Annotated in this window: 7 protein-coding genes and 1 pseudogene; all 8 read left to right on the forward strand. The window is 41.3% G+C overall.

The annotated features are described in order from the left end of the window. Positions 1-4,761, forward strand: a 4,761-nt coding sequence (locus tag Q0F90_RS04720) for a TonB-dependent siderophore receptor (RefSeq protein WP_296003822.1), incomplete at its 5' end; no start/stop codon positions are given. Between the two features lie 35 nt (positions 4,762-4,796). After that, positions 4,797-5,414: a MotA/TolQ/ExbB proton channel family protein gene (locus Q0F90_RS04725; protein ID WP_296003823.1), complete on the forward strand. Its 618-nt coding sequence runs from the start codon at positions 4,797-4,799 to the stop codon at positions 5,412-5,414. A 2-nt stretch (positions 5,415-5,416) separates the two neighbouring features. Then, a complete protein-coding gene (locus Q0F90_RS04730) occupies positions 5,417-5,824 on the forward strand; it encodes a biopolymer transporter ExbD (RefSeq protein ID WP_257846302.1) in 408 nt (135 codons plus the stop codon). A gap of 2 nt (positions 5,825-5,826) precedes the next feature. Next, complete coding sequence (locus tag Q0F90_RS04735; RefSeq protein ID WP_296003826.1) at positions 5,827-6,627, forward strand: energy transducer TonB; 801 nt, start codon at positions 5,827-5,829, stop codon at positions 6,625-6,627. 45 nt (positions 6,628-6,672) lie between these two features. Then, positions 6,673-7,191: a flavodoxin family protein gene (locus Q0F90_RS04740; RefSeq protein ID WP_009351304.1), complete on the forward strand. Its 519-nt coding sequence runs from the start codon at positions 6,673-6,675 to the stop codon at positions 7,189-7,191. Between the two features lie 19 nt (positions 7,192-7,210). Then, on the forward strand, positions 7,211-8,851 hold the full coding sequence (gene hutW, locus Q0F90_RS04745; RefSeq protein ID WP_296003828.1) for a heme anaerobic degradation radical SAM methyltransferase ChuW/HutW: 1,641 nt from the start codon (positions 7,211-7,213) through the stop codon (positions 8,849-8,851). Between the two features lie 207 nt (positions 8,852-9,058). Continuing rightward, a complete protein-coding gene (locus Q0F90_RS04750) occupies positions 9,059-10,057 on the forward strand; it encodes a carbohydrate kinase family protein (protein ID WP_296003830.1) in 999 nt (332 codons plus the stop codon). Positions 10,058-10,063: 6 nt separating this feature from the next. Then, positions 10,064-10,298 (forward strand): annotated as a pseudogene (locus Q0F90_RS04755) (cation transporter); the annotation flags it as partial.

The raw sequence follows: 10,298 nt of genomic DNA on the forward strand, positions 1-10,298 counted from the left end.
GTAGATGGTCAACCAGTATTGGGTGATTTTGATAAGTACTCTGGTGCTGCAGACGAAGTACAACGGCTCGGTACGGAAAACGTTGAACGCATAGAAGTTATTCAAGGTGCTGCTAGTGCTAAATACGGTTCTGATGCAGTAGGTGGTGTAGTTAACATCATCACTAAAAAGGCACAAAAGAAACCATCCTTGCAATTAAATGCTGAAGGCATGCGCCGTAAGAGCGATGGCGATGCGTTTCCATTCCAAAATTTCTTCATTCGTGCCGACTCCGGTCAAATGGGGAAATTAAAGGTCGGGTTATCTGGTAGCAAACGAGATCTCATGCCTGTATTGGCATCCGTTAGCCGCCGTGAAACGGGTATGGCTTTTGACTATGCAAAGCATAACTTTAAGCCCAATGTACTTCGTTACTACGGTGATGCGGCCGATATCGGTCTCGTAGCAACTTACGAGGCAAATGATAAAAATAAATTTGAAATGCGCCTCAACCGATATACAGAAGACCTTGTGCGCGATGTGAAACACTCCGACTCTGACTTAGAGCCTCAACAACATTTCAAACGTACTGCGGACCGTAATACGGCAAACTTACAATGGTCCTCTCGAGCAGGTAAAAGTGACTGGACTGTTGAAACTAACTACTCCCGCATTAAAGAAAATGACGTAGCCCTCATTAGTTATACAGGTCGCTCCGCCTATGAAGGCTCCAATGAGTTGCGTTATATTGATAACATCGATCATCGTCAATTGGATATTCGAGCTAATGCGAATACACAGCTCAACAAAAATCATTTGCTTAGCTACGGTGTAAGCTATGCTCGTGAAGAAGGCTCTGGTAGCCGATTGAAGAGCTCCCCTAATACAAGAACCATGTACATTGATCCATGGGAGTACGATAAGAGCTTGCTAGTTGATAAACTTGACCGTCTTGTACGTCGTAAAGGCGATAATAGCATCAAGGTTTACTCTCATATCCACGACTATAAATTCATTAATTCCGGTGGCGGTATGCCGCAATGGGATATGGATTATGAATACTATGGTGCAGAAACAGATGCTCAAAAACCAGGTATTACATACGATGACTATATAAACTATGGTTTGTCTGAAAGTAGATTAAGTGATTGGTCTAGTACATCTCCTAATAATCAACCTGTAACAGATGAGTTTAAAGCTCGTTATAAGGCTTTAGAAGACCGTTTAAAAGCTGAAAATCCTGTATTATCTGCAACACGTGCCAATATTGTAGGGGATTACTTTAAATACGGCGAGTCCAATGACCCAGAAATGCGTAAAAAGGCACCTAAATTAAATGGTAAAGCCTTCTTAGAAGAGTACCGTAATCGAGACCAACGATTAACAACAGGTAGTGGTACAATTCGCAAGCTAAATGCTTATGTTTCTGATACATGGCAAGTGAATAAGAATATGACCTTGTCTCCAATTCTTCGCTTTGATAACAGCAGCTTGTTTGGTTCTAATTTATCCGCGTCCTTAGGGATGACCTATAACGTAAATGGCAATACACATCGTAGATTTAAAGCCAATGTAGGTACTGGTTATACTGAGCCTGGTATGGGCGAATTGTGGTATAACTGGGAAATGTATGCTTCCAACCCTGTAGGGATTGGGGTAGCAAAACTCGGTTGGTACTGGGCTGGTAACCCTAATTTGAAACCTGAAAAATCTGTCAACTTTGACATGAGCTTGGAAGGGGAAAATAAAAATACCTATGCACGGGTAGGTGTATTCCACAACCGCATCAAGAACTATATGTCCGTATACTTCACAGGGGACTTCATGGACTTTGCGCCATATCTTAAAGGTGATGCGAAGTACCAACGAGCACCAGATATGATTTACAGCTTTAAAAATATTGGTAAAGCGGAAATCACCGGTGTACAAGCAGAGGTACAACAAAAATTCGGCAAATATTGGTCTGGTAAGTTAGGTTATACATACTTACATGCTATCAACAAGAGCGATCCAAGTATGCCTCGACAATTGCTTGATAAACCAATGCACAAAGTTGATATCGGTATTACTTATGACAATCCTAAATCCGGTTGGAATGGTTCTATTTGGGGTGATTACTATATCAATATGCTTGATAGCAATACCCTTAACAATGGTGGTAACTACTGGCCAGATATCTTGTCTGGTGATGCAGGCGTTTATAATAAGCAAACCTACGAAAAGAAAACATTCGGCATTTGGAACGTAATGGTTCAAAAACGATTCAATAAAAATGCCATGATGTACTTTGGTATTAACAATATCTTTAACCATCGCGATGATGACCGTGCTACCCAAGAACGTGTGTATCGTGTGGGTGTCAACCTTAAATTTGGTGGTGGAGATGGTACCAAAACGACGGCTATCGGCAAGACCAAAGATGGTGCAAAGGCTGGCGTAGCAGGTGCCAATGTAGCGGGTGCTAATGGTGAAGTTGGTAGTGTTGAATCTGGCGTACAAAACGTAGCTGATGTAGTTCGCTTAACTGACTTTATTCGTTCTGATTTTGATACCACTAAAGAACGTGGTGTTACATTAGTTGGCGACTACAGAGCGCGCTGGATGGCACATGATGGTTCCAATAGACCTCAATCTCCATTTAGATCCAACTCTGCTATCGGTTCTGCTAAAGCGAATATGTACGATGCTAATCGTCATAGCTTTGAACAACGCTTGCGCCTAGGCTTCGATGCACGCCTTAATGAGTTTACAAATCTCAAGGTTATCGGTAGCGCAACTGGTATGAGTGGTGTTGATACAAGCTGGACTAGATCCGATTCTAAAGGCTTTAACCATCAACGACTTGATACAGTGGATCTCACAAGACGGGTTAAGAAATGGGACGTATCAGTAGGTCGCTTAACAGAACCTATGGGTGCTAGTGGCTACTGGTTTGGTCAATCCTATGATGGTGTGCGTGCCGTTTGGAATGGTCACGACTCTCAAGTTCGCATCGGTGTTGGTACTTTCAAACATAGTACTGGTATTACTGATTCTGCCTATACTCATGCAGTACATGAAGTTATCTACAGACCACCAACAGCAGCTGAATTGATTGGTATTAACCGCGATGAGTTCCCATACGATATTACTAGTGCTACAAAAACAGGTTCTGATGGTGAGAAAAAATCTGCTGAAGATGCAGCTGCACCAGATAGCCCTAATGGCATTTATGATTCTACTTATAAAGGTAAGACAGATAGCATTTACTTCTATCAACAGCTAAAAGGTCTGCAAGATGAATATGAAGCATATAAAGCTACATTGAATCTAAGTTGGAGCAATCCGAACCGGGATCAAGAAATTGAAAAAGCCAATGCTAAGTTGGTAGAAACACAACAAAAACAAGCGCAAGTTATGAGCCGCTTACAAGATATTCTTACAAAGGCATACCCTACAGATATGGCTGAGAAGAAATTCTCTCTCGATATTCCATCTGGTGGTTATGCAATGTATGAAATCACTAATAAGCATACAGGAGAGAAACTTTATAAGACAGGGGACATTATGTATAATGTGAACTCCTCCTTATACCCTGAATACTTAAAAGAAAAAGCGAAAGGTCTTATCGTATCTACTGATAATAAAGATGCGTTAGTAAATCCTAAGGCTTATGTTGAAAAACATGGTGACGAGATCAATCAATCCGTAGCAGAAATAGCTAAATATAATGCTACAGATAACTGGAGTAATTATAACAATAGTGAACTTGATGTTGTTTGGGTTAAACAGCCAGATGGCACTTTCAAACAATCTTATGATTACTACGGACAACCATCTAGTGATTATGAGTTCACTGGTTATTTAGGTGCTAAAACATATAAATACGATAGTGGTAGCTATGTATTTAGCGATTTTGATGCTAAAGATGCGATTTACAAAAAGAACTTTACAATGGCCTCCAATGACTGGGGCGAAGGTAGTTCTTACTATGGTTGGGGCATGCCAAATGCATTGTTCAACTATATGTATAATCTTGAAAAAGTTGTACATGATGCAGAATCTGAAAATAAATTACCTCGTGAAGCGATTGGTAAGATTATTGGCAACTTGATTCAAACAGAAGGTGTAGTTCTTGAAAAAGACAATGTACCTGCTATTGATAAAGCAGCCTTTGTTCAATACAAGAAACAAATAGGCTCTCGTCTTGGTTTACAAGCATGGTATTTACGCTCCTTTGGCGGTAAAACGCATACATACCTCAATGCGAATGGCAACGGTAATGATGAACATAGCTTCTCCAATGTAGCTCATATATTTGGTATCGGCGCTAAATATCAACTAGGCGCTAATGCAGCTGTTACCGTAGACTACGGTCAAAACCGTTCCAACTTAGGTCGTTACTTAAATGGTAACACTGTATACCAACACGAACGTGGCACAGCAGACTTTGCGCTTAATGGTCATCAAATGGGTGGTACACCACACTTCTGGATGGCTCGTCTCGACATTGGCCGCGCTGACCTAGATATTCCAAAATCTTGGAATGCGTTCATCGATTATAAACACTTTGAACATGGCTCCTTCTTCGGTGGCAATGGCACTGGTGCAGTACCGGATCGTTATCTTGACGGTATTCGGAGCTTTACATTTGGTGCAGGCTATGTACCACGCAAGGATTTACTCCTTGAAGCATTCTATACATTCGATGCGAAGGGTACTAATAAACGAGATACTTTATATGGTAGTGAAAGCTTTAAGTTAGGCGATTATACAAGAATTCAAGGGACCTACAGGTTCTAATGTTCAGTCTGTAAACAGACAGAAAGGTTACTAATATGGAAAACTTAAATTATGTCATTCACTTGTTTCATAGCGGCGGGTATGTAATGTATCCATTATTACTCTTGTCTTTCATGGTTATCGCTATCGCTGCAGAACGCGCTTTCTACTATCGTAAATATGCGGGTAAAACTTTCGTTGTTACTCATGCAGTTAATGAACTAGCAAAATTACAAAATTGGGCAGAAATTGATAAAGTAATCAAAGAAAACCCATCTATTGCAAGCCGCATTGCAGAAGCAGGTTTGAATAATGCTTCTAGCGAAGAAGCTATGAAAACAGCTTTCGCGGATCAAATGGGGGTTGATGCAGTAGGCTTCCGTAAATATATGGACTACCTAAGTGCTACCGTTACAATCTCTCCATTATTGGGCCTATTAGGTACAGTAACAGGTATGATCGGTTCTTTCAGTATCCTCGACTCTGGCGCTGGTGCATCCGCCATTACTGGTGGTGTCGGTGAGGCCCTCATCGCTACAGCATCTGGTTTGTGTGTAGCTATCATGGCATTCGTTGTATATACAATCTTTAGCCATCGTTTGGACTCTATCATTAACCAAATTGAAAATATGTGCGTCAGCATTGTTAGTGCTAAACGAGAAGGGTGGAAATAATTATGAACTTGCAAAGCTTTCGTATGAAAACTAAGCCGGAATTCATGATTATCCCAATGATTGATATCATCTTCTTCTTGTTGGTATTCTTCATGATGAACAGCTTACAAACCATTGCTCAAAAAGCATTATCTGTACAACTACCACAAGCTACTAGTGCTTCTGCACCAGCTCAATTGCCTGTTGTATTTACATTGGATGCGGAAGGGCATATTACAATTGATAACAATCCAATGAGCATTGATCAAGCAGAAGCTATGATTAAACAACGTATTCAAGAAAATCCTAACGCTAGTGTTATCTTACAAGCTGACAAACGCGCTGCTCATGGTCAAGTTGTAGCGATTATGGACATGCTAAAACAATCTGGAGTTAAACGCTTGGCTATTGCAGCTGAACAGAAAGGATAACTATGGGACTAGGCATATCATGGAAAAAAGCAGCCATTATATCTGCCGTAGTTCATCTAGTTGCTCTATTTATTGCAGTCATCTTTTTCGTAGTGGTTCCAGCCATCCAAGAAATGGAAACCTATGAAATCGATCTCACACAAAGTGTTCTCGATGATGGCGGCAGTGGTCATGCCGGCGGTGGGGGCGGTAATAGGTCAGACCTATTCCCGAAACCACTATCGGCCGATGAAGTAGCGGCAAGAACAAAGGCTGTTGTAGCAAATATAGATCCATCTCCTGCAACAGATATTCCTGATGCAGTAGATGTAGCCAAAAAAGGTGGCGAACATAAAGGTAATACCTCGGGGGATAATTCCGTAGGTGGTACAGGCAATGGCACTGGTGGCGGCTCTGGTGGCGGTAACGGTACAGGTGTTGGCACTGGTAATGGCGATGGTCAAGGTCAGGGGAATGGTAACGGTGACGGCACTGGTAAAGGTGATGGTCATGGTACGGTGAAAGCTGCCTTTGATACGGCTGGCTTTTACGCAGCTGTAAATAGCCAAAAACAAATTCCTTATGCAGCGATAAAGCGTAAAATGAATGTAGATATTACCATTTTGGTATCGGCTCGTTTGGATACGGAAGGTAACTTGATTAGCGTTTCACCATTAAGTGGCGGTGATGAAATCTTTGTAGAGGCTGCTCTTGATGCAGTACGCCGCGCCACACCATATCCAAATCATACAGGTGATATACAACCAGTAGAGGTTCCTGTACACTTTGTTGTACAAGCCGATGGTGAAGATGAAGAAGAATAGACTTATGTAAGTAATAAACTTATCTTAGAATTAAAGGAGATAATTATGAAATCCATTATTTTATACTCTTCCCTAACGGGAAATACAAAAAGCGTAGCGGAAGCAATGGCTTCCGTAATGCCTGAAGGCACACCATGCGTGCCAGTTAAGGAGGCACCTGAGAATTTAGCAGATTATGACACAGTATTTGTAGGTTTCTGGGTAGACCGGGGCACAGCGAATAAAGAGGCTGCTAAATTGATTGAAACCTTAACAAATCCTAATATCGTATTCTTTGCTACGCTAGGTATGTATGCAGATTCTGATCATGCTCGTGAAAGTATCGAAAAAGCATCTGAACTTTTACAAAACAAAGAATCCCTTGTAGATGGCTTCGTATGCCAAGGTAAAATCGATCCTAAAGTGATCGAAATGATGTATAAAATGTTCCCACCTGGATCTGCTCATGGTCAAAGCCCTGAACGCGATGCATTACATAAAGCGGCTGAAACACATCCAGATGAACAAGACTTTGCAAATGCAAAAGAATTTACAAAATCTGTGCTTGCAAAGTTGCAAGCCTAAACTGAAAGGGGATTGGAGTATGAGTTTAGCAAGTTTCTTTGAATCCATTCCGGAGAAACAACGCAATCTACAACTAGGTTTAGAATGCGATAATCCAATGAGTGGGGCCTTCCCTCACAAACGGGTTGTTCATGCAGGTCTTAATGGCACGCTTGTTTCTCCAAAGGAAACACAAGCCGTTTGGGATAATTTAATGAATGGCGCACCTAAAAAGGGTGAAATGCAATGTGCCTATATTCACATTCCGTTTTGTAAGACTAAATGTACATATTGTGGCTTCTTCCAAAATGGTACGAGTCAAAATGTAGAAGATCAATATATCGATGGTCTTATTAGTGAATTACAGCTCGCTAGTGAGCGCCCTAGATTAAAAGATGGTTTGATTCATGCTGTGTTTATTGGCGGTGGCACGCCAACATCGTTATCACCAGTAAACTCTGAAAGATTGTTGAAAGCCATTAAAGAGTATTTGCCACTAGCTAACGATTATGAGTTGACCTTAGAAGGCCGTATTCACGATTTGATTCCTGAAAATCTTGATGTGTGGATGGCAAATGGTGTAAACCGCATGTCCATTGGCGTACAATCTTTCAATACAGAAGTGCGTCAAATGGTGGGTCGTTTAGATACGAAAGAAACCGTATTAGAACGGTTAGCAGCTTTAAAAGCCTATGGTCAATGCTCTGTTGTTATCGACTTGATTTATGGTTTGCCAGGACAAACGATGGAGGTTTGGGAACAAGACTTAGCCGATTTAGTTAGTTCTGGTGTAGATGGTGCAGACCTCTATCAATTGAATGTATTTGATGGTAGCGATCTTAATAAAGATATTGCAAGTGGTAAGGTTCCTGCCGCAGCTACAACTGCTATGCAAGGGGATATGTTCGAATTCGGCCGCCAATACTTAGATGCGCGTTCCTATCGTCGATTAAGTGCGGCTCACTGGAGTGCGAACAACCGTGAACGTAGCTTGTATAACATCTTAGCTAAAGCAGGTGTACCGATGTTCCCGTTCGGCAGTGGTGCTGGCGGTAACGTCGATGGGTACGGCATGATGTTACATCGTGCATTAAAACCATACGAAGATATGGTTAGTCGCGGTGAAAAGCCATTTATGGCGCTCATGAAGCAAAGCGATTTACAACCTATCGTAAATCAAGTGGTAAGCCAACTGGAACAAGGTTTCCTCAATATTAAGAGCTTAACTACATTGGATTCAAAATTAGATGAATTAGAATGGCTTTATAAATTATGGGAAGAACGTGGTCTTGTCGCTTATAATGGTTTGCTTTATAAATTGACTGCAGCCGGTGAATTCTGGACTGTAAACCTTACACAAAGTACATTAGAAGCTGTAGAGTATATCATGACTGGTAAAAACTCCTTTGCTATGGAGGCAGTAGCTGCTCAAGATACGAAAACAACGTCTAAAGATAATCCTAATCAAGAGGTACGCGGTATTGGACAAGGTAAAGCTAATATTTCAGTACCTACCGATGAAGATTCAGAAGCACAACGCAAGGAAGCCCTCATTGCAAAAGCAAAAGCGGAAATCGCAAAAAGCGGTGCTTCTGGTGAGTCAGCGGAGAGAATGGTACAAGCTATGTACAATTTGAGTGCTGACGAAATTGAATACATGATGGAACGTATGATGTCTTAACCTGTTATATTACACCTTAAATCTAACAACCTTTCTCACACACTACATATACTAAGCAAGACAAAATACGTGACATACATACTCTTGTAGTACAAAGTAACCCCAGACCGTGGTCTGGGGTTTACTTTTTACAAAGCGAAAGGTATTCTGTAGATATAAGATTTGAAGGTTGTTAAGACATATAAGAGTAGATGTTAGGAGCTAAGTATGAGTGCATTTCCTCAAAAACATATAGATATTGTTGGCATCGGTGCTAGTACATTAGATCGATTTATCGTCGTCGATCATTATCCTACAGGCCGTGAGGTGCAACAAGTCATATCGTCTACTACAGATGGTGGTGGGCCAGTGGCTACAGCACTAGCGGTGGCAGGAAAATATGGTGCCCGTACTGCTATGATTGATAGTATTGGCGATGATATGGTAGGTCGTCATATATTAGATGATTTTAAAAAATACAATGTTAATACAGAGGCTATTCAAGTTGAAAGCGGTGCTAACAGTGGAGTGGCAACAATCCTCGTAAAACAGAGTACTGGTGAGCGTGCTGTATTTTTTGAACGGTCTACTGCAACTGAGCCTAAGTTTTTAGATACCCATCAGCAGCTGATAGGATCTGCCTATATTCTACATATCAATGGTCGACATCGCCAACTCATGCGATCTGCTATTGAGGTAGCCAAAGAGGTAGGCACTATCATTTCTTTAGATGGTGGTGCTCAGCGTTATGATGAAGACATGAAGCCTATTACAGAAGATAGTCATATCGTTATCGTAGCTCGTGATTATGCTGAAAAATATACGGGCACAACTAATCTAGAAGATGCTTGTCGTATCATTCATGAACGAGGTGCATGTATTGCTGGAGTTACCGATGGTGCTAATGGCAGTTATTTTGTATGGCCTGATGGAACATCTTATCGCTGTAAACCATTCCCTCAAGATACAGTGGTGGATACTACGGGTGCAGGGGATAGTTTCCATGGTGCTTTTTTAGCACGATTGGTTACGTGCATCCGTAAAACTATGGATACGGCACAAACGAATATGAATGGCCAAGAAGTATTAATGCATTGTGCTCATATAGATTTAGAGCATGCGGCTATCTTTGCTTCTGCTGTGGCCTCATTAAATACACAAGGTATTGGCGGGCGCAGTCCTTTGCCAAGCTTAGAACAAGTACATAAATTAATAGGATTGGAGTAATGTTGTATGTGGCATGATATTTCACACTCTCATGTACAACGATACATGCAGCAAAATCCCTATCGTTTATTGGCACTTAGCTTTCTAGCGGTGATGACATTAGGTACGCTATTACTTATGTTGCCTATAGCAAGTATGCCAGGACAGAGTACAACCCTTGTGGATGCAGCTTTCACGGCCGTATCTTGCGTATCTGTGACTGGGTTAGCAACGGTCGATACCTATTACCATTGGTCTCTAT

The sequence above is a fragment of the uncultured Veillonella sp. genome (assembly GCF_934190855.1).
Lineage (GTDB): Bacteria > Bacillota > Negativicutes > Veillonellales > Veillonellaceae > Veillonella.

Excerpts from the sequence above, each read along its gene's own strand:
- Q0F90_RS04725 (WP_296003823.1), top strand. The coding sequence starts at position 4,797 with ATGGAAAACTTAAATTATGTCATTCACTTGTTTCATAGCGGCGGGTAT.
- Q0F90_RS04730 (WP_257846302.1), top strand. The coding sequence starts at position 5,417 with ATGAACTTGCAAAGCTTTCGTATGAAAACTAAGCCGGAATTCATGATT.
- Q0F90_RS04735 (WP_296003826.1), top strand. The coding sequence starts at position 5,827 with ATGGGACTAGGCATATCATGGAAAAAAGCAGCCATTATATCTGCCGTA.
- Q0F90_RS04740 (WP_009351304.1), top strand. The coding sequence starts at position 6,673 with ATGAAATCCATTATTTTATACTCTTCCCTAACGGGAAATACAAAAAGC.
- hutW (WP_296003828.1), top strand. The coding sequence starts at position 7,211 with ATGAGTTTAGCAAGTTTCTTTGAATCCATTCCGGAGAAACAACGCAAT.
- Q0F90_RS04750 (WP_296003830.1), top strand. The coding sequence starts at position 9,059 with ATGAGTGCATTTCCTCAAAAACATATAGATATTGTTGGCATCGGTGCT.